Origin of the sequence: Burkholderia pseudomultivorans (assembly GCF_902499075.1) — a bacterium.
Lineage (GTDB): Bacteria > Pseudomonadota > Gammaproteobacteria > Burkholderiales > Burkholderiaceae > Burkholderia > Burkholderia pseudomultivorans.
Genome location: NZ_CABVPP010000074.1, coordinates 1 through 20,887 on the forward strand (window position 1 = coordinate 1; position 20,887 = coordinate 20,887).

Annotated in this window: 22 protein-coding genes and 1 pseudogene; 9 read left to right on the plus strand and 14 right to left on the minus strand. The window is 64.9% G+C overall.

Going from position 1 to position 20,887, the window contains the following annotated elements:
- The 3 genes and pseudogenes from BST28156_RS30835 to BST28156_RS30845 form a co-directional block, all read right to left on the minus strand.
- A pseudogene (locus BST28156_RS30835) lies at window positions 1-215 on the minus strand (2-keto-4-pentenoate hydratase); the annotation flags it as partial.
- Between the two features lie 20 nt (window positions 216-235).
- Window positions 236-1,195, minus strand: a complete 960-nt coding sequence (locus BST28156_RS30840) for a 3-carboxyethylcatechol 2,3-dioxygenase (RefSeq protein ID WP_059513192.1) — start codon at window positions 1,193-1,195, stop codon at window positions 236-238.
- A gap of 2 nt (window positions 1,196-1,197) precedes the next feature.
- Window positions 1,198-3,054, minus strand: a complete 1,857-nt coding sequence (locus tag BST28156_RS30845; RefSeq protein WP_174904200.1) for a bifunctional 3-(3-hydroxy-phenyl)propionate/3-hydroxycinnamic acid hydroxylase — start codon at window positions 3,052-3,054, stop codon at window positions 1,198-1,200.
- Window positions 3,055-3,246: 192 nt separating this feature from the next.
- On the opposite strand from BST28156_RS30845, the gene BST28156_RS30850 reads away from it, so the two are divergent.
- Complete coding sequence (locus BST28156_RS30850) at window positions 3,247-4,038, plus strand: DNA-binding transcriptional regulator (RefSeq protein ID WP_059513190.1); 792 nt, start codon at window positions 3,247-3,249, stop codon at window positions 4,036-4,038.
- Between the two features lie 20 nt (window positions 4,039-4,058).
- Here the strand turns inward: BST28156_RS30850 and BST28156_RS30855 are convergent, their stop codons facing one another.
- Entirely contained in the window at window positions 4,059-4,943 is an 885-nt protein-coding gene (locus BST28156_RS30855) for a LysR family transcriptional regulator (RefSeq protein WP_174904201.1), read from the minus strand.
- Window positions 4,944-5,021: 78 nt separating this feature from the next.
- On the opposite strand from BST28156_RS30855, the gene BST28156_RS30860 reads away from it, so the two are divergent.
- The gene (locus BST28156_RS30860; protein WP_174904202.1) at window positions 5,022-6,323 is read left to right on the plus strand and encodes an aspartate aminotransferase family protein; all 1,302 of its coding nucleotides are present in this window, start codon (window positions 5,022-5,024) and stop codon (window positions 6,321-6,323) included.
- 85 nt (window positions 6,324-6,408) lie between these two features.
- Here BST28156_RS30860 and BST28156_RS30865 read toward each other — a convergent pair whose 3' ends face one another.
- Window positions 6,409-7,158: an SDR family oxidoreductase gene (locus BST28156_RS30865; RefSeq protein ID WP_174904203.1), complete on the minus strand. Its 750-nt coding sequence runs from the start codon at window positions 7,156-7,158 to the stop codon at window positions 6,409-6,411.
- A 45-nt stretch (window positions 7,159-7,203) separates the two neighbouring features.
- Between BST28156_RS30865 and BST28156_RS30870 the strand changes: the two genes are divergently transcribed.
- The 3 genes from BST28156_RS30870 to BST28156_RS30880 all read left to right on the plus strand — a co-directional run bounded on the left by BST28156_RS30870 (window position 7,204) and on the right by BST28156_RS30880 (window position 9,561).
- Complete coding sequence (locus tag BST28156_RS30870; RefSeq protein ID WP_174904204.1) at window positions 7,204-8,181, plus strand: AraC family transcriptional regulator; 978 nt, start codon at window positions 7,204-7,206, stop codon at window positions 8,179-8,181.
- 70 nt (window positions 8,182-8,251) lie between these two features.
- Window positions 8,252-9,109 carry an AraC family transcriptional regulator gene (locus BST28156_RS30875; protein WP_069243725.1) on the plus strand — a complete coding sequence of 286 codons (858 nt, stop codon included), beginning with the start codon at window positions 8,252-8,254 and terminating at the stop codon, window positions 9,107-9,109.
- A 44-nt stretch (window positions 9,110-9,153) separates the two neighbouring features.
- On the plus strand, window positions 9,154-9,561 hold the full coding sequence (locus BST28156_RS30880) for a DUF2000 domain-containing protein (RefSeq protein WP_059479746.1): 408 nt from the start codon (window positions 9,154-9,156) through the stop codon (window positions 9,559-9,561).
- Window positions 9,562-9,588: 27 nt separating this feature from the next.
- Here BST28156_RS30880 and BST28156_RS30885 read toward each other — a convergent pair whose 3' ends face one another.
- The 8 genes from BST28156_RS30885 to BST28156_RS30920 form a co-directional block, all read right to left on the minus strand.
- Entirely contained in the window at window positions 9,589-9,939 is a 351-nt protein-coding gene (locus BST28156_RS30885) for a VOC family protein (protein WP_060245671.1), read from the minus strand.
- 85 nt (window positions 9,940-10,024) lie between these two features.
- Window positions 10,025-10,471, minus strand: a complete 447-nt coding sequence (locus tag BST28156_RS30890; protein WP_060245672.1) for a hypothetical protein — start codon at window positions 10,469-10,471, stop codon at window positions 10,025-10,027.
- Entirely contained in the window at window positions 10,443-11,042 is a 600-nt protein-coding gene (locus tag BST28156_RS30895; protein ID WP_174904205.1) for a helix-turn-helix domain-containing protein, read from the minus strand. Before BST28156_RS30895 ends, BST28156_RS30890 begins: the two co-directional genes overlap by 29 nt.
- 233 nt (window positions 11,043-11,275) lie before the next feature.
- Entirely contained in the window at window positions 11,276-11,977 is a 702-nt protein-coding gene (locus BST28156_RS30900) for an ABC transporter ATP-binding protein (protein WP_174904206.1), read from the minus strand.
- Window positions 11,977-12,750 carry a high-affinity branched-chain amino acid ABC transporter ATP-binding protein LivG gene (gene livG, locus BST28156_RS30905; protein ID WP_174904207.1) on the minus strand — a complete coding sequence of 258 codons (774 nt, stop codon included), beginning with the start codon at window positions 12,748-12,750 and terminating at the stop codon, window positions 11,977-11,979. The genes BST28156_RS30900 and livG overlap by 1 nt, the downstream gene beginning before the upstream one ends.
- Window positions 12,747-14,018 carry a high-affinity branched-chain amino acid ABC transporter permease LivM gene (locus BST28156_RS30910; RefSeq protein WP_060245676.1) on the minus strand — a complete coding sequence of 424 codons (1,272 nt, stop codon included), beginning with the start codon at window positions 14,016-14,018 and terminating at the stop codon, window positions 12,747-12,749. Before BST28156_RS30910 ends, livG begins: the two co-directional genes overlap by 4 nt.
- Window positions 14,019-14,029: 11 nt before the next feature.
- The gene (livH, locus tag BST28156_RS30915; RefSeq protein WP_009687599.1) at window positions 14,030-14,956 is read right to left on the minus strand and encodes a high-affinity branched-chain amino acid ABC transporter permease LivH; all 927 of its coding nucleotides are present in this window, start codon (window positions 14,954-14,956) and stop codon (window positions 14,030-14,032) included.
- A 183-nt stretch (window positions 14,957-15,139) separates the two neighbouring features.
- On the minus strand, window positions 15,140-16,258 hold the full coding sequence (locus BST28156_RS30920; RefSeq protein WP_009687598.1) for a branched-chain amino acid ABC transporter substrate-binding protein: 1,119 nt from the start codon (window positions 16,256-16,258) through the stop codon (window positions 15,140-15,142).
- Between the two features lie 818 nt (window positions 16,259-17,076).
- Between BST28156_RS30920 and BST28156_RS30925 the strand changes: the two genes are divergently transcribed.
- Entirely contained in the window at window positions 17,077-17,685 is a 609-nt protein-coding gene (locus BST28156_RS30925; protein ID WP_174904208.1) for a hypothetical protein, read from the plus strand.
- 44 nt (window positions 17,686-17,729) lie between these two features.
- Here BST28156_RS30925 and BST28156_RS30930 read toward each other — a convergent pair whose 3' ends face one another.
- The gene (locus tag BST28156_RS30930) at window positions 17,730-17,951 is read right to left on the minus strand and encodes a SymE family type I addiction module toxin (RefSeq protein ID WP_059605952.1); all 222 of its coding nucleotides are present in this window, start codon (window positions 17,949-17,951) and stop codon (window positions 17,730-17,732) included.
- A 432-nt stretch (window positions 17,952-18,383) separates the two neighbouring features.
- Between BST28156_RS30930 and BST28156_RS30935 the strand changes: the two genes are divergently transcribed.
- The 3 genes from BST28156_RS30935 (at window position 18,384) to BST28156_RS30945 (ending at window position 20,780) form a co-directional block, all read left to right on the plus strand.
- Complete coding sequence (locus BST28156_RS30935) at window positions 18,384-18,980, plus strand: hypothetical protein (protein WP_174904209.1); 597 nt, start codon at window positions 18,384-18,386, stop codon at window positions 18,978-18,980.
- Between the two features lie 85 nt (window positions 18,981-19,065).
- The gene (locus BST28156_RS30940; RefSeq protein WP_174904210.1) at window positions 19,066-20,079 is read left to right on the plus strand and encodes a phosphotransferase enzyme family protein; all 1,014 of its coding nucleotides are present in this window, start codon (window positions 19,066-19,068) and stop codon (window positions 20,077-20,079) included.
- Window positions 20,080-20,546: 467 nt separating this feature from the next.
- Window positions 20,547-20,780, plus strand: a complete 234-nt coding sequence (locus BST28156_RS30945; RefSeq protein WP_174904211.1) for a hypothetical protein — start codon at window positions 20,547-20,549, stop codon at window positions 20,778-20,780.
- Window positions 20,781-20,887: the final 107 nt, after the last annotated feature.

A 20,887-nucleotide genomic window follows, 5' to 3' on the forward strand; every position in this document is an offset into this window, starting at 1 on the left:
CGCGACGTCAGGCCGATCTTGCGGCCGACGATGCGCTCGCCGGCGGCGACGCGCGCGTCGACGTTGGCCTGCTGTACTGCGTAGGCGGTGTTTACGTCGTCGAGCGCGATGCCGCCCGCAGCGGGCTCGCCGCGCACGGGCGCGATCGTGCTGCGCGACGCCTCGGCTTCGCGCAGTCGCGCAGCCAGTGCCGTCACAAGGTTAGAATCGGACATCCAGGTCTCCTGAAGTTCGGTCACGCCGCCGCCGCGACGGCAGTCGACGGCGTGGCATGCATGGTGGCGAAGCCGGCGATCCACTCGGGGATCGCACGGTAGTAGTCGAGCGACGCGCGATACGGGCCATACGCGGCGAGCGCGCCGAACGCGGCCACCCACGTGCGGATCTCGTGCGCGGACTTGCCGCCGTCGCGCGTGATCGCGTCGTTGGTCACGCCGTCCAGCGCGGCCAGCTCGCCGGACTCGAGCTGCGCGAGAAACGCGCGATCCCATTCGGGATTCAGCGGGTGCAGCGGGCTGTCGCCGGCGGCAAACGAACGGGCGGCGGCGACCGTGCGCGCCTGGCGCGCCGCGCGCGATTCGGCCGACGGATTGCGCCCGGCGATCAGCCGCTCCGCCACTTCGGGCGTCGCGCCGATCAGTTCCGGCACCGGCGGCTCGTGCGAGATGCCGCCCGAGCCGACCACCAGCACGCGCTGGCCGGTGCGCGCGAAATGCCGGCCGATCGCGTCGCCGAGCAGGCGCGCGCGGCGCAGCGTCGCCATCGGCGGCGCAACCGAGTTGATGAACACCGGAATCACCGGATAACGATCGAGGCCGCCGGTCAGCACTTCGAGCGCCTGTGCGCAGCCGTGGTCGACCTGCATCCGGTACGACAGCGCGACATCGACGTCGGCAGCCAGCACGCTTTCCGCCAGCGCGTGCGCGAGTTCGGCCGGCACCGGCAGCGCGCCGGCCAGGCTCGCGAAGTCGCCGATCGCGTCGGCACGCGCGCCGATGCAGAACGGCGGCATCATGTCGTAGAAGAAACCGTTGAAGTGATCGGGCGCGAACGCGACGATCAGGTCGGGCCGGAAACGCTCGACGCGTTCGCGCGCGGCCCGTCCGATCCGCTCGACTTCGGCGACCACGCCGGGCACCGGATCGAAGTAGCCGTGCAGCGGCGTATGGGAAAGACATTCGAGATGAATCGGCATACTCATGCTCCTGCCGTTTGCGCGACGACGAGGCGATCGCACGCCGGGCGTTGTGACGAAGACGAAACGTCGCCGTGCTCGTGCTGCGCGTCATCGGTGACGCCGAGCTTGACCGCGAGCTCGACGATGGCCGCGGACACCTGCTGCGGCGTGCACACGCCGGCGACGAAACGATCGGGACGCAGCAGCACGACCGACTCCGGCAGGCGGCTGAACCAGTCCTTCAGCCGGCCCGTGGCATCGCCGATCGCGAGCACGTCGGCGGGGACGTCGTCGGTGTAGGCAAGCTGCGCGTCCGGCTTCGCGATCGCGAAGCGGCCGCCGATCCGCGCCCACAGCGCGCGCGCCTGCGGCGTCATGCCGAAGGTCGGATCGGCACCCCAGCCGAGTACGACGAAGCCGTTGCCGATCGCGTCGTCGAGCAGCACGGTGCGGCCATCGGCCAGCCGCACGCGCGGCTGGATGAACATGCGCCCGACCGGCGACGCCGCGAACGGATCGCGGCCGTAAGCGAGCCGGCCGAGCAGCGAGTCGCGCTTTTCGCTCATCAGGCCGAGCAGCCGGCCCGCCGCGGAATTGCCCGAACGTTCGAGCACGCGCGCAAGCCGGCCGTGCCGCGGCGCGTGCGCAGGCAGCAACACCGCGCCCGCTTCGTAACGCGGCATCGGCTTGAAACGCATCTCGACGAAATAGCGCTTGACCGCCGGAAACAGGTTCAGCGCACGCACGAACGTGTCGCGAAAGCGCGCGCCGAAACGCGTGGTCGGCGCGAAAATGTCGCCCGCCACCTCGGACAGATGGATCATCGAACGCGCATGCGCGCGGCGCTCGACGGTATAGGTGTCGAGCAGGCGGCCGTCGGCCAGCCCCTTCGCGACCATCGCGAGCTTCCAGCCGAGATTGTTCGCGTCGCGGATCCCGCTGTTGTAGCCCTGCCCCTGCCACACCGGCATGATGTGCGCGGCGTCGCCCGCGAGCAGTACGCGGCCGACATGGAACGTCGACGCGAGGCGCGCGTTGTGCGTATAGACGCGCTTGCGGATGTAGTCGACCGCGTCCGGATCCGCGACCACCTTGCGAATCAGCGCGGCCATGTTTTCGGGTTTCGACAGTTCCTCCTCGGTCTCGCCCGGCATCACCATGAACTCGAAGCGGCGAATCCCGTGCGGCAGCGCCGCCGACACGTACGGCCGTTCGTGGTCGCAATGCAGATAGATATGCGGCGAACCGATCGGATCGTTGCGCACGTCCACGACGATCCACTGGTTCGGCTTCGTGCGTCCTTCGAACGGCACGTTCAGCACGCGGCGCACGAAGCTGTTGCCGCCGTCCGCGCCGACCATGTATGCGGCGCGCACGGTTCGGCGTTCGCCAGCCGCATCGTCCACGTCGATGCTGACGCCGTCGGCGTCCTGCGCGAACGATGCGACGCTGTGCCCGAACAGCACCTGCACCTGCGGAAAACGCGCGAGGCCTTCGTGGAGCACGCGATCCGCGAGCGGCTGGATGAACGCATTGCGGCGCGGCCAGCCGAATTCGTCGGTGCGCGGCTCGATCGATGCGAAGCAGCGGCCGTCCTTCGTCACGAAGCGCATCCAGTGATCGGGCGTCGTATGCGGCACGAGTGCGTCGGCCAGGCCGATCGACTGGAACACGCGCAATGCTTCGTCATCCAGACCAATCGCGCGAGGATAGTCGATGATCCGTTCGAGCTTCTCGATCAGCGTGACACGCACGCCCTGAAGGCCCAGAATGTTGGCGATCATCAGGCCGACCGGGCCAGCGCCGATGATCGCGACGTCGGTGGAAAGCGCACCGCGCGGCTCGCGCTGCGCGGCTGGACTGGATGCGGGGTTCATGTGTCTCCTTCCTCGCGCGACTCGGCGGTCGCTGCGTATGCCGATGGATTCCGGCCGGACGTTTCGCGGGTTCCGTGTCGCGTCGTGTCGGCGGCGGGATGGAGGCAAGTCTAGGGAGCGGCAAATCCGCGCTCAACAATTTCAGCCAAATGTGCACGGGATGCACGCCGTTGATTTGAAAGACATTTTTAGATGAGCAAGTACGCAAATGTTCGAGGGTTGTCGCGCGGCCTGCTGGTGCTGCAGGCGCTCAACGCGCTGGAAAACGGTCGCGCGACGAGCCAGCAGTTGAGCGACGCAACGGGGCTTCACCGCACGACCGTGCGTCGGCTGCTGGAGACGCTGATCGACAGCGGGTTCGTGCGGCGCAGCGATTCCGACGACACGTTTCGCCTGACGCTGCGCGTGCGCACGCTCAGCGAAGGGTTCACCGACGACGAGCACATCGCCACCGTCGCGCCGCCGATCATGGCCGGGCTGCTGCAGCGCATCGTGTGGCCGTCGGACCTGACGACGCCGGACGGCGATTCGATGATCATCCGCGAGACGACGCATCGCTTCAGCCCGTTGTCGTTTCATCGTTCGATGGTCGGGCGCCGGCTGCCGATGCTGCTGACCGCATCGGGGCGCATCTACTTCGCGTCGTGCCAGGACGCGGAGCGCGAGGATATTCTCGACCTGCTGCGCGCCGGCGCCGGCGGCGAACAACAGCAGCGGCTCGCGTCGGACAGCGCGTTCATCCGCAACTTGGTGCGGCAAACGCGTGCCGACGGCTTCGGCTCGAATCACGGCGACTGGGCCGACCAGCGCAAGATCGGTTCGCTCGCCGTGGCGATCGGCGCGCACGGGCGCGTGATCGCGGCGCTGAACGTGATCTACCTCGAACAGGCGATCACGCCGGCGGACGCGGTGCGCCGCTTCCTGCCGGAGTTGCAGCGCGCAGCGCAGGAGATGGTGAGCGCGCTTGAAACGTCAGGGGATTAGCCGGACGCCGCGCACTCCATTCACAGCAACGGCAACGCCTGCCGGATATGCTCGGCGAACGCCGCGGTCAGATGCGACGGCCGCTTGCGATCGAACTTCAGCGTGATCCCGACCGCCGGCAGCGGCGGCAGCCCCGGATCGCCGTCGAGGATCGCGAGATCGGGCGGCACGGCCGTCTGCGTGAGCACGGCGAACGCTTGCCCCGACCGCACCAGCGCGGTCAGGCCCGCGAGACTGCTGCTCGCATACGCGATCCGGTAATCCCGGTTCGCGCGCTGCAACGCTTCGCACGCCGCGACATGGTCGAGCGTATCGGGATCGGACAGCGCGAGCGGCAGCGGATCGAAATGCGTGGACACGAGCCCCGGATAACCGACCCACACCAGTTGCTCGCGGCGAATGACGTCGTCGCTGGCCGCCTCGTCCGGCAGCGAAATCATCGCGAGATCGATCGCCCGCTTCTCGAGTCGTTCGAGCAACCGCGGCGTGGGACCGCACACGACCTCGACGAGCGCCTGCGGGTGCTGGCTCGAAAACCGCCGCAGCAGCGACGGCAGGAACACGGCCGCGTAATCGTCCGGGCATCCGAACCGAATGCTGCCCGACAAGCCCTTGCCGCACAGATCGGCCATCGCGTCGTCGTGCAGCCGCAGGATGCGCTGCGCGTGCACGAGCAGCCGCTCGCCCGGATTCGTCAGCACCACGCCTCGCCCGGTGCGCTGGAACAGCGGCTGGTCGACGATGGCTTCGAGGCGCCGCATCTGCTGGCTCAGCGCGGACTGCGTGCGGCCGATGCGCGAGGCCGCGCGGCTGAGCGCGCGGGCGTCGGCGATGACGACGAACGAGCGCAGCAGGTCGATGTCGAGCGAAAGTCCCAAGGTATCAGCTCCTTTTCTACCTTGCATAAGAACTATTCGTTTCCATCAAACCAGACGCGCGCCTAGACTGCAAGCCATGCCTGTCCACCTGCCGGGAGCCGCACGATGTCCCTGAACGACGACGCAACCTTCTGGCGCAACGCCAGACAGCATCTGATCCGCTACGGCGGCAGCTTCGAGCCGATGATCGTCGAACGCGCGCAGGGCAGTTTCGTCTACGACGCCGACGGCCGCGCAATCCTCGATTTCACATCCGGGCAGATGAGCGCGGTGCTCGGGCACTGCCATCCGGAGATCGCGGCGGTGATCGGCGAATACGCGGGCCGGCTCGATCACCTGTTCAGCGGGATGCTGTCGCGGCCGGTCGTCGATCTCGCGACGCGTCTCGCCTGCCTCACGCCGGACGGTCTCGACCGCGCGCTGCTGCTCAGCACCGGCGCGGAATCGAACGAGGCGGCGATCCGGATGGCCAAGCTCGTCACCGGCAAGTACGAGATCGTCGGCTTCGCGCAGTCGTGGCACGGCATGACAGGCGCGGCAGCATCGGCCACGTACAGCGCCGGGCGCAAGGGTGTCGGCCCCGCGTCGGTCGGCTCGTTCGCGATTCCGGCGCCGTTCATGTACCGGCCACGCTTCGAGCGCGACGGCACGTACGATCCTCTCGCCGAACTCGACTATGCGTTCGACTTGATCGATCGCCAGTCGAGCGGCAGCCTCGCCGCGTTCATCGCGGAGCCGATCCTCAGTTCGGGCGGCATCATCGAACTGCCGCCCGGCTACATGGCGGCGCTCAAGCGCAAGTGCGAGCAACGCGGAATGCTGCTGATCCTCGACGAGGCGCAGACCGGCATCGGACGCACCGGCGCGATGTTCGCGTGCCAGCACGACGGCGTGACGCCCGACATCCTGACGCTGTCGAAGACGCTCGGCGCGGGCCTGCCGCTCGCGGCCGTCGTGACGTCCGCGCGGATCGAGGAACGCGCGCACGAACTCGGCTACCTGTTCTACACGACGCACGTGTCCGATCCGCTGCCCGCGGCGGTCGGCCTGCGCGTGCTCGACGTCGTGCAGCGCGACGGACTCGTCGCGCGTGCGCATGCGATGGGCGACCGGCTCAGGCGCGGGCTGCTCGACCTGATGGAGCGCTTCGACTGCATCGGCGACGTGCGCGGGCGCGGGCTGCTGCTCGGCGTCGAGATCGTCAAGGATCGCCGCACCAAGGAGCCGGCGGACGGGCTCGGCGCGCAGATCACGCGCGAATGCATGAAGCTCGGGCTCAGCATGAACATCGTGCAGCTGCCCGGCATGGGCGGCGTGTTCCGGATCGCGCCGCCGCTGACCGTCAGCGAAGCCGAAATCGACCTCGGGCTGTCGCTGCTCGAACAGGCGATCGAGCGCGCACTGTAGTCGCACGACGCGCCGCCCCGCCCCGCGAGTGCGCCGTCGCGCCGGCCGGCATGACCGGGTGCGACAGATTCGGATCCCGAACCGATCAGTGCGCTTCGGCCGCCCACGCGACGGCATCGGCGCCGGCCGGAATGCGCATCGGGCACGACGGATCGGTCGCTGCGCGCCACACGGCCTCGGCGACGTCCTGCGCGTGCGTGATCGGCGCGGATTCATCGAGCAGGCCCGCGAGGACCTTCCCCGCAAACTCCGCATAAGCCTCGTGCTCGAAGCCGTGCATCTGCGAATGCGCGTTGTGCGCGAAACGCGTGTCGGGCGCACGGCCCGGCAGCACGAGATGCGCGCGCACGCCGAACGGTTCGAGTTCGAGCGCCATCGATTCGGTATACGCGTTGACCGCCGCCTTGCTCGCGCGATAGGCGCTGAGCAGCGGCAACGCCTTCAGCGTGACGCTCGACGTGACGTTCACGACGACGCCGGCGCCGCGCTGGCGAAACTGCGGCAGCACCGCTTCCGTGACCGCGATCGTGCCGATCGTGTTGGTGTCGAACAGCGCGCGCACCGTGTCGAGCGGCATCAGCTCGGCGGGCGCGGCCGCGCCGATCCCGGCATTGTTGACGAGCACGTCGAGCGGGCCGGCGGCCTCGATCGCCGCGCGAATGCTGTCCGGTTTCGTCACGTCGAGCGGCAGCACGCGCAGGTTCGGCGAGACCGGCAGCACGTCGTTGCGCGGCGTGCGCATCGTCGCGACGACCTGCCAGTCGCGGGCGACGAAATAACGGGCGATCTCGAGGCCGAATCCGGAGGAACAGCCGGTAATCAATACGGTCTTCATGCGATTTCACTCCTGTGACGGGTTGGGCATGTGTCCGTACGATAGATGGCCGGATCCGTATTCGCTACAATCAGAAATCCGATTTTCTTTTGCGAGAGTCCGGCGATGATCGATCCGCTGGCCGAAGTCGTCACGCTGCTGCAGCCCAGCACGCGGTACGCGAAGCTCGTTCACGGCGCGAGCCCGTGGTCCATCAGCCGGACGGTGGCCGGCGAGCCGTTCTATTGCGCGGTGCTCGACGGTGGGTGCCGGGTTGCGATCGACGGGCATCCGCCGCTCGAACTGCTGGCCGGCGATTTCGTGCTGATTCCGGCCGCCTACGGCGTCGCGATGTCCAGTCTCGACGCTCCGCCGCCGGGGGTCGAAACCGCCGCGCCGGTCGCGCTCGACAACGGCGAATACCGAATCGGCGACGCGGGCAACGCGGTCGACATGCGGATGATGGCCGGCAACTGCAGCTTCAGTTCGCCCGATTCGGCACTGCTGGTGTCGCTGCTGCCGCAATACGTGCACGTACGCGGCGAGCCGCGCCTGACCACGCTCGTGCAGCTGGTGCGGGACGAAGCGCGCACCCAGCGGCCCGCGCGGGAACTGGTGCTGTCGCGCCTGGTGGAAGTGCTGCTGATCGAGGCGCTGCGCTTGTCGGCGAGCACGGATGCGTCGCCCGGTCTCGTGCGCGGGCTTGCCGACAGCCGTCTCGCCGCCGCGATCCGCGAGATGCACGCACGCCCCGCGCATCCGTGGACGGTCGTCGAGCTTGCGAAGGAAGCGGCGCTGTCCCGTTCGACCTTCTTCGAACGCTTCAGCCGCGCGGTCGGCGTCGCGCCGATGGAATATCTGCTGACGTGGCGCATGGCGCTCGCGAAAAACCTGCTCCGCCGCAACGAAGCGCGCATCGCCGAAATCGCGGCGCACGTCGGCTACAGTTCGGCGAGCACGTTCAGCGTCGCGTTCACGCGGCACGTCGGCAAGCCGCCGGCGCAATACTCGCGTGACGAACGAGGCGCGACGCCCGGCGAATGAGCGCAGCGCATGCGGGCGGCGCGCGACCTGCGTACACTGGCGAACAGGCAACGACGGGAACGAAACAGCGATGACGACTGCGACGGAAAATGCCGGCGAATCCGACCACTGGCTCGTCGCGCAACGCGATCCGGAAACCGGCATCGAAAGCCTGCGCGCGCATTTCAGCGGGCACGCATACGATCCGCACGATCACGACGACATGCTGGTCGGCTATACCGAACAAGGCGTGCAGCGTTTCCAGTGCCACCGCTCGCTGCATACGAGCGTGCCGGGACGCGCGATCCTGATCGAGCCGGGCGCGCTGCACGACGGCCATGCGCCGGAAGCGGGCGGCTTCACCTACGCGATGCTGTACCTGCCGCAAGCATGGGTCGAGCACGCGGCACAGCGGCTGAATCTGCCCGGCCTGAGCGGCGTCGAGGCGACGTTCGGTCATACGCTCGTCGACGATCGCAGCCTCGTCGATGCGATTCGTCAGGCGTTTCTCGCGCTTCACGGCAACGAAGGCAAGCTCGCGCGCGACCAGACACTCGACCGCCTGCTGACGCGACTCGGCGGCGAACTGGGCAATCCGTCTGCCACGGGCGAACGCGTGGTGCCGCCCGCGATTCTGCGCGTGCGCGACCTGCTGCACGCCCACATGGACGGCAATCTCGGCCTCGACGAACTCGCCGCGCAGACCGGCATCGACCGCTTCCGGCTGACGCGGCTGTTCCAGCGCGCGTTCGGCACATCGCCGCATGCGTATCTGGTGCGCCTGCGGCTGCGCGCCGCGCGACGGCTGCTGGCGGCCGGCCGCACGCCCGCGCAGGCGGCCGCGGACGTCGGCTTCGCCGACCAGAGCCATCTGGGCCGCTGGTTTCGCCGCGCGTACCGGATCACGCCGGCCGCGTATCGTCGGATCTGCACAAACGTTCCAGACTGATCGCGCGCGCCGTCCGATCATCAGCGGCTCAACAAGGAGTCGTTATGTTCGATACCAAAGTGGCACTGATCGTGCGCGACGATCTCGCGGCCTGGCAGAAACTCAACGTGGTCGCATTTCTGGCGACGGGCGTCGCGGCAGAAGCGCCCGAAGCGCTCGGCGAACCTTACGAGGATGCGGCCGGGCGCCGGTATGGCCGCATGCTCGGCCAGCCGATGCTGGTGTTCGCGGCCGATCTGAATGGATTACAGGCCGCGCACCGGCAAGCGCTGTCGCGTGAATTGACGATCGTGCCCTACGTGCGCGCGATGTTTTCGACCGGGCACGACGCGGCCAACCGCGAGGTGTTTCGCGCGGAGGATGCGGCGAATCTCGATCTGGTGGGCCTCGCGCTGCACGGGCCGAAGAAGGCGGTGGACAAGGCGGTGAAGGGGCTCGCATTGCACGCGTGAGCGGCGTGCGCGGCGCGTAGTCGCCGGTCAGCGATGCGCGAGCACGTTGACGAGCTTGCCGAACGGATCGCGCACGTAAAAGCGCCGCACGCCCCACGGCTCGTCGGCCGGGCCGTATTCGACGGCGATGCCGGCCGCCCGGACCCGTGCAAGCGCTTCATCGACATCGTCGACCTCGATCGACAGATCGGGTGTCGGCGTGCCCGATCCGCCCTGCGATGCGAAGCTGATCTGCACACTCATCGGCTCGGCATTGCCGTAGGTCGCGATCCAGCCGTGATCCATCAGCAGGTCGAGACCGAACAGGTCGCGATAGAAGCGCTTTGCGTCGTCGACCGACTGCGTGTCGATATTGGCGACGATCCGTTTCACTTTCATCGGTTGCCTCCGCAACGCGTATTGCGAGATCCATCCCGAATCGCCATCGAATCCTCGGCGTGGACGGGATTCGGCAACGCAACGACTATTGCGCGTGCGTCCACTCGGGTTTGTTTGCGATCAGCCACGCCTTCACGTCGGCCATCAGCGCCGCCGCACTGTCGAAGCATTCGCCGACCGCAGACATCGGCACGACGTCTCCCGAGTAATCGGACAGATTGCGCTGCTTGCGCAGCGCATCGAGCACGATCATGCGATCGACCGGCAAACCGATCGTCTGTGAAAGCGTCTGGATAGCCGTTTGATGATGACCGGGCCGGCTTGTCAATGGACGGAAACCGTTCGCGTGCAATGCCAACATCGCGAGTTGCATGATGGCCTTGTACGCTGCATCAAAACGGTTTTCGTTGCTCAGTCCAGCGAGTCGTGCGTCGGTGAGGTTGCGCTCGGCGGCAGCCAGCAGCCGCGTCACTTGCGCCGGATCCGGTTCGATCGCTTCAAGGCTAATGCCCAGCAAGTTCTGCAAGGTCATCTTCGGTACCGATCAAAAAAATCTTGGGTTTTCCAAGCACATCCCGCAAAAACGCATCCCTGCCGTCGACGCCTTGACGAAACTCGTCGCGTGACAGCACCTTGGGATTAATGTCTCGCCGCAGCGTCGCCTGCACGTCGTAAAGCAGCCGAACCACGTTTGCAAAACCGACCCTGCCGATCACCATCACGTCGACATCGCTGTCCGCCGTCTCCTGACCGCGCGCGACCGACCCAAATATGAACGCCACGTCAATTTGCCCGGCGCAAGGCCGCAATGCATCGGTCAATACATCGCCGATACCTGAAGTCTTTCGCATGATCGCAGCCAGTTCCTCGTAGATCGGACAGCTTCGATTCGCGCGATAGAGCACCTGATTTCCTTGCCGCTCCCGGCTCAAGATGCCGGCTTCGGCCAGTTTGCTCAGTTCCTTGTGCAATGTTCCCGGCGTCGTATCCGTTAATCGGGCGATTTCGCGCACGTGCAGCGCCTCGTCGGGCCGCAACAGCAGCAGGCCCAACACGCGGCGCCGATAGTCACTAAATAGGGTGGAGGCAATGGATCGTAGCATGATTGGCTACGATTGTAGCCGAATTGGCTACAAGGTATAGGCTGCGATACGACACGTCTGTGAGCTTCGGCACCATGATGTAGCCAATTCGACTACATTCGAAGCCAAAACGGCTACACCCACCAGGCCGACAAACCGGGCACCGCCCCCGCACACGCCGGTCGAACGATTCGGCCCGTGCACCGGCCGTCTCCGTCATCGACCCGGCGCCGCCGGATCGATGACGTTCCCGATCAACCGCCCAGATAAGCCTGCTTGATCCGGTCGTTCGCGAGCAAATTCGCGCCCGTATCGGCGAGCACCACGCGCCCCGTTTCGAGCACGTAGCCGCGATCGGCCACGCCCAGCGCCTTGTTCGCGTTCTGCTCGACCAGGAACACCGTGACGCCCTCGTCGCGGATCGTCCGGATGATGTCGAAGATCTGCGCGATCACGAGCGGCGCCAGACCGAGCGTCGGCTCGTCGAGCAGCAGCAGGCGCGGCTTGCTCATCAGTGCACGGCCGATCGCCAGCATCTGCTGCTCGCCGCCCGACATCGTGCCCGCACGCTGCGCCGCGCGTTCCTTCAAGCGCGGAAACAACCTGAACACGTGCTCGATCCCTTCGTCGATCTCGTGACGGCTCGCGAAGAAGCCGCCCATCTTCAGGTTCTCGACCACCGTCAGGCTCGGAAACACGCGCCGCCCTTCCGGCGAAATCGCCATCCCCTTGCGCATGATCTGGTGCGTCGACATCGCGGTGATGTCGTTCCCCTCGAACAGCACGCGGCCCGACGACGCGCGCGGCGTGCCGCACACGGTCATCATCAGCGTCGTCTTGCCGGCGCCGTTGCTGCCGATCAGCGTGACGATCTCGCCCTTGTTCACCTCGATCGACACGCCCGCGAGCGCCTCGACCGCGCCGTAGTGCGTATGGACCTGTTCCAGCTTCAGCATCACTCTTCCCCCAGATACGCCTTGATCACGCGCGGGTCGTTGCGGACCGCGTCCGGCGTGCCGATCACTATCGGCCGGCCGTGCTCCATCACGAGGATGCGGTCCGACACGCCCATCACGAGGCTCATGTCGTGTTCGATCAGCAGCACCGACACGCCGAACTCGCGGCGCAGCCGGTCGATCAGATGCTGCAGCTCGATCTTCTCCTGCGGGTTGAGACCGGCCGCCGGCTCGTCGAGCATCAGCAGGCGCGGCTCGGTGATCATGCAGCGCGCGATCTCCAGACGCCGCTGGTGCCCGTACGACAGCGTGCCGGCAGGCCGATTCGCGACCGACTTCAGCCCCATCCGGTCGAGCCACACGGCCGCGCGTTCGAGCGCTTCCTTCTCCGCGTGACGATACGACGGCGTCGCGAACAGCCCGTGCAGCAGGCCCGACTTCACCTTGCGGTGCTGCGCGACAAGCAGGTTCTCGACGACGGTCAGCGACTTGAACAGGCGAATGTTCTGGAACGTGCGCACCAGCCCCTTCACCGCGATCTTGTGGCTCGGCAGCCCCGCGATCGGGTGGCCGTCGAGCACGACGTCGCCGCCGGTCGGCTTGTAGAACCCGCCGACGCAGTTGAACACCGTGGTCTTGCCCGCGCCGTTCGGCCCGATGATCGCGAACACCTCGTCGCGGCGCACGTCGAAATCGATGCCGTCCACCGCGAGCAACCCGCCGAAGCGCATCTGCAGCCCGGCGACCTTCAACAGTTCTGCATGTGCGCTCATTGCGGCAGCTCCACGTGAGGACGGCTCGCGGGCAACAGGCCCTGCGGACGCCACATCATCATCAACACCATCACCAGACCGAAGATCAGCATCCGGTACTCGGCGAAACCGCGCGCGACTTCCGGCAGCACGGTCAGCAGGATCGCCGCGAGGATCACGCCGAGCTGCGAGCCCATCCCGCCGAGCACGACGATCGCGAGGATCAGCGCCGACTCGATGAAGGTGAACGACTCCGGATTCACGAGGCCCTGGCGCGCCGCGAAGAACGCGCCGCCGATGCCCGCGAACGCGGCGCCGAGCGTGAACGCCGACAGCTTGATGCGCGTCGGGTTCAGGCCGAGCGAACGGCATGCGATCTCGTCGTCGCGCAGCGCTTCCCACGCACGGCCCATCGGCATGCGGATCAGGCGGCTCGTGACGAACAGCGTGAAGCAGACGAGCACCAGCGCGAGCAGGTACAGGAAGATCACCACGTGGTCGCCGCTGTATTCGAGGCCGATCAGTTCATGGAAGGTCTTCGCGCCGTCGACGCTCGCGGTGCGCGCCATCTCGTAGCCGAATACGGTCGGCTTCGGAATCCCCGAGATGCCGTCCGGGCCGCCCGTGAGGCTCGTCAGGTTGTTCGCGAGCAGGCGGATGATTTCACCGAAGCCGAGCGTGACGATCGCCAGATAATCGCCGCGCAGGCGCAGCACCGGGAAGCCGAGCAGGAAGCCGAACGTCGCCGACGCGATCGCCGCGAGCGGCAGGCACTCCCAGAACGTCAGCCCGAAATACTGGTTCAGCATCGCATACGTATAGCCGCCGACCGCGTAGAACCCGACATAGCCGAGATCGAGCAGGCCCGCGAAGCCGACCACGATGTTCAGCCCGAGGCCGAGGATCACGTAGATCAGTGCGAGCGTCGCGACGTCCACCGCGCCGCGCGAACCGAAGAACGGCCACACGAGCCCGACCGCAAGCAGCACCCAGATGATCGCGCGCTGCTGCTGCGCGCCCATCGCGGGCATCGCCGGAAGCTGCACCGCGGATTTCGCGCGCATCAGCCACGGCTTGAACAACTGGAACAGGAACACGGCCGCGACCGCGATCCACACCGGGCGCCAGTGACGCTCGAGCACGACCTGATAGCCGTCGAGCTTCAGTTGCAGGCCCAGCACGGGCACCGTGAGGATCGCCGTCAGGATCGCGGCGGCCACGGCATTCTTCAGCGCCTGGCCGAACGACGCGTCGGCGGCCGGGCGGCGTACGGAAATGACTTGACTCATCTGCGTCTCCGTCAAACCTTTTCGATGTCCGACTTGCCGAGCAGGCCGGTCGGGCGGAACAGCAGGATCAGCACGAGCAGGCCGAACGCGACGACGTCCTTGTATTCGGCCGGCATGTAGCCTGCGGCAAAGGTTTCGGCAAGGCCGAGCAGCACGCCGCCGAGCATCGCGCCCGGAATGCTGCCGATCCCGCCGAGCACCGCGGCGGTGAACGCCTTGATGCCCGCGACGAAGCCGATATACGGATTCAGCTTGCCGATCGTCAGCCCGATCAGCACGCCGCCGACGGCCGCCAGCATCGCGCCGAGCACGAACGTGAACGAGATCACGCGGTTCGTGTCGATGCCGAGCAGGTTCGCCATCTTCATGTCTTCGGCGCACGCGCGGCACGCGCGGCCCATCCGCGAATGCGAGATGAACAGCGTGAGCGCGATCATCAGCACGATCGTCACGCAGACGATCAGCAGGCGCGCATACGGAACCGTCACGTCGAAGTCGCCGCCGAGATGGATGTCGAATGCGCCGGAGATCAGCACGGGCACCGACACGTCGCGCGCGCCCTGGCCGATCTGCACGTAGTTCTGCAGGAAGATCGACATGCCGATCGCGGAGATCAGTGGCACGAGGCGCGGGCCGCCGCGCAGCGGCCGGTACGCGACGCGCTCGACCGCGAAGCCGTACAGGCCGGTGACGATCACCGACACGATCAGCGCCGCGCCGAGCACGAGCGGCAGCGGATAGCCGGCGGACACGCCGATCGCGGTGAGTGTGACGAGGCCCACGTACGCGCCGATCATGTAGATCTCGCCGTGGGCGAAGTTGATCATGCCGATGATGCCGTAGACCATCGAATAGCCGATGGCGATCAGCGCATAGATCGCACCCAGCGTCAGGCCGTTGACCAGCTGCTGGGCGAATTGAGGAAAGAAGTCAGTCATGTGCGGGAAGCTCCCGTTGGCGCTGTGTCGCATGCCGTCGCCGGATCACGGCGTTCGGCCGCGCGCAACGCACGGTGTCGTCTCGGGCCGCCCCCCGGCCGCGCAATGGGCAGATGCGCGACCAATACGCACCCGCCCCGTCCGGGTCTCGGACAGGGCGGGTGCGCGGGCGGGTACTCCGTCTTACTTGGCGGCGGTCTTCGTCGCGTCCTTGTGCCACGTGTAGACGACGAACTTGAACGCCTTCAGGTCGCCCTGTGCGTCATACGCGACCTTGCCGATCGGCGTGTCGAACGTCGTCTTGTGCATATACGCGGCGACCTTGGTCGGGTCGGTCGTCTTCGCTCCCGCGATCGAGTCGGCGATGATCTTCACCGCGGCGTATGCCGGCATCTGGAACGGACCGTTCGGGTCGCGCTTCTTGTCCGCGAACGCCTTCACAAGCGCCGCGTTGGCCGGATCGGCCGAGAAGTCGGCCGGCAGCGTGACCAGCATGCCTTCCGACGCCGGGCCGGCGATCGCCGTCACGTCCTTGTTGCCGACGCCTTCAGGCCCCATGAAGGTTGCCTTCACGCCCTGCTCGCGCGCCTGGCGCATCAGCAGGCCCATTTCCGGGTGGTAGCCGCCGAAGTAGACGAAATCGACGCCTTGCGACTTCAGCTTGGTGATGATCGCCGAGTAGTCCGAATCGCCGGCATTGATGCCTTCGAACAGCACGACCGGGATCTTCGCGGCTTCGAGGTCCTTCTTCACCGACGACGCGATGCCCTGGCCGTACGACTGCTTGTCGTGCAGGACCGCGACCTTCTTCGGCTTCACGTGGTTGATGATGTACTGCGCGGCGGCCGGGCCTTGCTGGTCGTCACGGCCGATCGTGCGGAAGATGAAGTGGCGCTTCTTGCCTTCGGTCAGCTGCGGCGCGGTGGCCGACGGCGTGACCATCACGATGCCTTCGTTCTCGTAGATGTCGGATGCCGGGATCGTCGAACCCGAGCACACGTGGCCGATCACGTACTTGATCTTCTGGCTGACGATCTTGTTGGCGACGGCGACGGCCTGCTTCGGTTCGCATGCGTCGTCCATCATCACCACTTCGAACTTGTTGCCGCCCGCACCGCCTGCCGCGTTGATCTGTTCGATCGCGGTCAGCGCGCCGGCTTTCACCATGTCGCCATACTGCGCGACCGAGCCGCTCATCGGGCCGGCGATGGCGATCTTCACGGTTTCCGCTTGCGCGGCAGCGGCGCCGGCGGCGAACAGCACGGCGGCGACGGAAATGGACGTAAGACGGGACAGCGTCATCAGGAGCTCCTCGATGTTGTTAGTCATACGGGCAAAGGCGGCATGACTTGCGCAATCGAACAGCACCCGGGGCGAGAACATGGGACACGCCCGAGACACTCGAAGACGGACCTGCGGATGAATGAAGCGTGCGGGGCCCGGCTCTTGCAGTCCCCGAAAGGGGACGTCTGGTTCGGAAAGACATCGTGATGCGTCTTGCATTGCGCAAGCGTTTCGCCTGCCCCGCTTGCCAACTCGCTGGATCGGAGGGATGGTCCGACAGCCGTTGGCAAGGCAGTCGAAATTATATGGTCGTTTTTAATTCATCTGTCAAAAATGCCGGGCGTCTGAGGGAAAACACGGAGGCTTTTCGACACGGAGGGTGGCGCTTCGGGCGCAACTCGGCGGGTTCGATAACGTTTGCCTTGAGTGCAATCGGGTTGCGACGGGCTTGGATGGGTCGGCTGGGTTCCTTGCTGGGCGGGGGACTCGGCGGCTTTTTGATTGCGTTTCGCGTGTTTGCGATCTATAGAGGGTCAGATTGTCGGAAATCAATCAACTGATGATTTGGCGAGCAGGCACCATCATGGGGCGTTGCGGCGAGGTAAGCAATCCTTCTGTTTACCAACGAATCTAAACACATGGAAAGCTCGTTGTTATTTTTATGAAATAATACGAATCCGTTTCTGCAATCCAGCCAGCCCTCCTCCGGTTCGCATCTACCGCGCTTCATAGCCGCTTCGTAGTCGCGTCAGGGCCGCTTCGACGACCTTCCGTCGTTCAGCCGCCAGCCAGTGATCTGCCGTTTTTTCTCGCATGTCACCTGCTTCGGATCACACATGAATCACCGTTTCCGTTTTGCTTCCGCCGCCTTTTTGTGCGCGCTTTCTGTTTCCGCGGTCGATGCGTCGGCGCGCGATACGTTGGCCGATCGCCCGGGCGCCAATGTTTTCCGTGCGGAGCGCCTTGGCGCCGCTCAGGACGATGGGGATGCGGCGCGCGCGCCTCGTCGCGAACAGTACGCTGCGCCCGCCGAGCGCAGCCCGTTCGATATGCCGGATACGCGGCCGCTGCGGGTGTTACGCGATACGCTTGCGCCGCAACCCTCGCCGGATGTGCGCGAACACGATCCGGCATGGCCTGCGAATCGCGTCGCGCTGGGTGCAGGCGGCAGCGATAGCCTCGGTCGTGCGTTGCCCGCGCCTGAACAGCGTGCGCAGAACTGGAACGAGTATCTGCGGGCCAACGGGTCGCACACGGCAGGTCGCGTCGGCACGTACGCGCCGACGCGGCCCTTCGATGCGGCGCGCGGCCCGGCGCCGAATCCGTTCGATCCGTCGGTGTCGCAACCGGAGACGCGGACGTTCTACGACAACGGCGCAGGATCGCATTGCACCGCCACCGGCGGTGCAGGGACTTCGCGGTCGTCGTGCAACATCGCGTGGTGACGTGTGTGCTCGCCAGCGATGCGCGGTGCTGTGCCGGGATCCGGTCACATCGCCGTGAGGATCAGTCTGCCCGGCTCGACCGTTATCCGCGCCTTTCGGCCCGGGATGAATCCCGCGTCGTTGATCAGCCACATTCCGCCGATTCTCAACCACGGATAGAACTTTTCCGGCTTCCTGCCCCAGGCCTTCGGAATACCCCAGGACTCCTGGATCGTCACGTAACGTTCCGTGATCGGGGGACGTGATTTATCATTTGCCTTAGCCATGGCAACTCCTGCTTAGTTGACTTTGGTTAGCGGGTCGTGAGTGTTCCCAGCACTTGCGGCCCGCGCTCGTTTACTGCGGTGCTTTGATGATTTGGATTCCTCCTTCGTTGCGGCGGTTGGATTCGGGATCAGCAATATACGCGTGAACAACGTCTATTAGATCATTGTTGACGCGCGATGTTTTCGGCTTGAGTGCTTGTTAGCCGTTAGGTATAGGTTCCGGTTGAGCAGTGATTGAAATCGCTGTGTTTTCTGATGGCAAAAAGGGAAACTGCTCTGGGAAGTCGAACGGTGATCCGCGTCGGGACGATATCGCTGAAATTCACTATTCGAAACAGTTCGAATGAATCGATATCGGTCCTGTGTGCATGCTTGGGCGGACATGGCGCTTTTCCGGTCCATATCTTCGAATACAGCCAGGACTTTTCTCGCATGAAACCATCTCGCTTCCTAGTTTCGGCTCTGCTCTCATGCGCGTTGCAAAGTGCGTTCGCGCAGACGTGCCCGATGCCCGGCGACGTGCTCGGGCATTCGATGGACGATGCGAAGCGCGCCATGTCGAAGGCCATCGGTACGAATTGGTTTTCCAATGACGTCGGATGCACTGATGTCTACGTCAATTTGATGTCCGACTGGGAACACGGCGATTGCAAAATTCCAGGGAGCAGTTCGGCGGCGAGGATCTCGGTTTGGGGGAATGACGGGTCCGGGACTGTGGTCGGGATGTTCTATTTGTTGCGAACCAGGATGCCCGAGTCGGATGTAAAGCGGCTTTTCTCGCGTGGAGAGCTAAAGCGGGTTGATGACTATCCGATGCCGCTGAGGAGTTTGTTTCCCGTTCCGTCGAATGACGCCGTATTTGTGTCGGCGGATGAGGAACGCGTGCTTCGGATCGGTTCGGAGCCGGGAAATGCCGATACGCAGGTTGTTCAACTGTACGATCTGCGTGCGGTTCGAAAGGAAATTGCTTCGTTGCGGGTGTGTGCGCGGGAACCTCGGACACTGCGGCATGACAGTACTCAACCGTAACCGGGAAAATCGGACCGGTTCGCCGCCATGGTGCGTCCAATTTATCGTGAAATATTGAACGATATCTCCTGTAGATCGGCCAATCATGAGTTGGAAAAACAGTCACCCATCGCGCGATGTTGAACTCGTCCATCGATTCGTCGCGGACGAGTTCGATATTGAGGTGGGCCACGTCGATGAAGTGGTCCATGGCGTCAATCGAACGTTCCTGGTCCAGGCTGCCTCTACGGGCAGGCGGTACTTTCTCAGGCTCTATCGCGAACGCGATCGCGCGCCGGCCGACATCGCGGCGGAACTGAATACGCTCAATGCGGTACGTGCGAGCGACAGTCTCAAGGTCTCTCGCCCGGTGAGCAATCGAGAACATCAGTATCTGCGAGAGATCGCGACCGCCGACGGCACCCGAAGAAGCGCCGTGCTCTTCGAGGAAGCACAGGGGCAGGTACCAAAACCGACGCAAGACGATATGCGTACGGTCGGCCAGACACTTGCCGAACTGCATCGGCAAGCGTGGTTGAGTCAGTTTGCTCCGTCACGCACGATCACCGATTCCAATTGGATTCAGCGCGCCCTTGACGAGGTGTCGGCACATTCGGTCATGGCGGCAGGTGTGGTCGCGAGGTTGGCGGAAGGATGCCGGGATTTGCTCGACCGCTCCGTCGACAAGGACCAGGCTTATTGGGGATTCTGTCATGGGGACTTTCGCTTGGACAACCTCCGCCGTCACGGACAGTGCATTACGATGTTCGATTTCGACGATTGCGGTATGGGTCCGCAACTGTTCGACCTCGCAACACTCGCCTGGTGGCTCGAACTTGGTCAGGATCCAGCGCCAGCTTCCTTGTGGACGGCTTTGGTTGAAGGGTACTGTGGCGTTCTACCCGAACGGAACGTAGAAAAACGGGAGATTGCTCGGTTGGTGATCTGTAATGCGCTTCGATCGCTGCAATTCCTGATCCGCTATTGCCATTTGCCGGACGATTTATGGTGCGAACAATTTGAACGGCTGGAGCAGCTGGGTATGCGGGCTTCAAATCATGCGTTGCGCATTTATTGCGAGGACACGCCAAGCGAGCCCTTGCGCGACACCGATTCATGAGCCGGCGACGCGGTGCTGAAATTCCGACACGGATGGGGCGTTGAGTTTCGGTGGGATTGTCGCTTTGCGATCGCTAGTGGGACGAGCGACGGGTTCTCTGCTTGGTGGCCGATGTGATGTTTTCACGGCGGCGCTCGGACAACAAACGTACTGGTTTGTGTGTCAGTGCTTGGTGCGATTCGCTCCCCAGACGGGGTGGAGGCTATCGGATATGAAGGGCGGCTTTCGACCCTGAACGGCCCTTCAGATTCATCCAAAGCGGCCAATCGTTGTGACCTACGGCGGGATTTTGTAGCCACGCTCGATGAGTACTTGGCCTCGCCGCGACTGCGGAATCATTCCCGATTAAATCGCTTCTCGCGCAGCGTGCCGTTGGAACTTTCAACGGAGTCGTTCTGCCAAGGGCGGCAAGAACGGACACAGCGTGTACGATCTGGTCTTCAAGAAAATCATCCAGGGAGAGTGGAATGAATCCGGAACAGGCCCGAGCCGAAGAAACCCAGGCGATGGAGCGCATGGTGGCCGCCACACTGCGTGTGCAGAGTACGTTCGCCTCGATGCAGAAGCAATTTCCGCCGCAAGGCAGCGGCGAGCCTTCGCCGTTCGCGCTGCAAACCTTCGATGCCGCCCCGCAGGAACTTGAAGACGCACAGGCCGCGTTCGATGCGCTGCTGAACGATCTGATCGACGGTAACCGCTAAAGGCTACGCCCTTATCTGCGCCGATTGTCGACGATCAAAAATGCTGTGTCGAACGGCCGTTTGTGGCCGAACTCGGCCAGAAGCCGTCCCAGCGCCCCCGGGGACCG

Bases quoted from the DNA above. Each gene is read 5' to 3' on its own strand.
- BST28156_RS30840 (WP_059513192.1), bottom strand. From the start codon at position 1,195: ATGCCGATTCATCTCGAATGTCTTTCCCATACGCCGCTGCACGGCTAC.
- BST28156_RS30845 (WP_174904200.1), bottom strand. From the start codon at position 3,054: ATGAACCCCGCATCCAGTCCAGCCGCGCAGCGCGAGCCGCGCGGTGCG.
- BST28156_RS30850 (WP_059513190.1), top strand. From the start codon at position 3,247: ATGAGCAAGTACGCAAATGTTCGAGGGTTGTCGCGCGGCCTGCTGGTG.
- BST28156_RS30855 (WP_174904201.1), bottom strand. From the start codon at position 4,943: ATGCAAGGTAGAAAAGGAGCTGATACCTTGGGACTTTCGCTCGACATC.
- BST28156_RS30860 (WP_174904202.1), top strand. From the start codon at position 5,022: ATGTCCCTGAACGACGACGCAACCTTCTGGCGCAACGCCAGACAGCAT.
- BST28156_RS30865 (WP_174904203.1), bottom strand. From the start codon at position 7,158: ATGAAGACCGTATTGATTACCGGCTGTTCCTCCGGATTCGGCCTCGAG.
- BST28156_RS30870 (WP_174904204.1), top strand. From the start codon at position 7,204: ATGGCCGGATCCGTATTCGCTACAATCAGAAATCCGATTTTCTTTTGC.
- BST28156_RS30875 (WP_069243725.1), top strand. From the start codon at position 8,252: ATGACGACTGCGACGGAAAATGCCGGCGAATCCGACCACTGGCTCGTC.
- BST28156_RS30880 (WP_059479746.1), top strand. From the start codon at position 9,154: ATGTTCGATACCAAAGTGGCACTGATCGTGCGCGACGATCTCGCGGCC.
- BST28156_RS30885 (WP_060245671.1), bottom strand. From the start codon at position 9,939: ATGAAAGTGAAACGGATCGTCGCCAATATCGACACGCAGTCGGTCGAC.
- BST28156_RS30890 (WP_060245672.1), bottom strand. From the start codon at position 10,471: ATGACCTTGCAGAACTTGCTGGGCATTAGCCTTGAAGCGATCGAACCG.
- BST28156_RS30895 (WP_174904205.1), bottom strand. From the start codon at position 11,042: ATGCTACGATCCATTGCCTCCACCCTATTTAGTGACTATCGGCGCCGC.
- BST28156_RS30900 (WP_174904206.1), bottom strand. From the start codon at position 11,977: ATGCTGAAGCTGGAACAGGTCCATACGCACTACGGCGCGGTCGAGGCG.
- livG (WP_174904207.1), bottom strand. From the start codon at position 12,750: ATGAGCGCACATGCAGAACTGTTGAAGGTCGCCGGGCTGCAGATGCGC.
- BST28156_RS30910 (WP_060245676.1), bottom strand. From the start codon at position 14,018: ATGAGTCAAGTCATTTCCGTACGCCGCCCGGCCGCCGACGCGTCGTTC.
- livH (WP_009687599.1), bottom strand. From the start codon at position 14,956: ATGACTGACTTCTTTCCTCAATTCGCCCAGCAGCTGGTCAACGGCCTG.
- BST28156_RS30920 (WP_009687598.1), bottom strand. From the start codon at position 16,258: ATGACGCTGTCCCGTCTTACGTCCATTTCCGTCGCCGCCGTGCTGTTC.
- BST28156_RS30925 (WP_174904208.1), top strand. From the start codon at position 17,077: ATGAATCACCGTTTCCGTTTTGCTTCCGCCGCCTTTTTGTGCGCGCTT.
- BST28156_RS30930 (WP_059605952.1), bottom strand. From the start codon at position 17,951: ATGGCTAAGGCAAATGATAAATCACGTCCCCCGATCACGGAACGTTAC.
- BST28156_RS30935 (WP_174904209.1), top strand. From the start codon at position 18,384: ATGAAACCATCTCGCTTCCTAGTTTCGGCTCTGCTCTCATGCGCGTTG.
- BST28156_RS30940 (WP_174904210.1), top strand. From the start codon at position 19,066: ATGAGTTGGAAAAACAGTCACCCATCGCGCGATGTTGAACTCGTCCAT.
- BST28156_RS30945 (WP_174904211.1), top strand. From the start codon at position 20,547: ATGAATCCGGAACAGGCCCGAGCCGAAGAAACCCAGGCGATGGAGCGC.